Consider the following 322-nt stretch of genomic DNA (forward strand, 5'->3'; position numbering starts at 1 on the left):
CGGCATATTGGAAGTACATGGAAAAAATATCAATAAATCCCTTAAAAATGTAATTGGAATTAGAGGCATGGTATATATTAATTTTTTTAGATGGAATAATAAACCAGCATTTTATTATTCTAATACCGCTTCAGATGAAACTGAGGCCTATATGCCAATAATGATTAAGAATAACAATTTAATGGTTGACTGTATCTATGTTAATCAGCAATTAAAAAATTATATGGCAACTAGCCATTCTTATTGTGGTAAACCACAAATTGTAGCCGATGGGTTTGATGATGATGATGGGTTTGAAAATTTATTTCCAGACTTTTACTTA

The 322-nt window shown here is 29.5% G+C and carries 1 protein-coding gene; it reads left to right on the top strand.

Annotation, left to right across the window (positions count from 1 at the left end):
* Positions 1-67: 67 nt before the first annotated feature.
* Positions 68-322, top strand: a 255-nt coding sequence (locus A9G11_RS07910) for a hypothetical protein (protein ID WP_141674381.1), incomplete at its 3' end; no start/stop codon positions are given.

It is taken from the genome of Gilliamella sp. wkB108, assembly GCF_001690195.1.
GTDB lineage: Bacteria > Pseudomonadota > Gammaproteobacteria > Enterobacterales > Orbaceae > Gilliamella > Gilliamella apicola_L.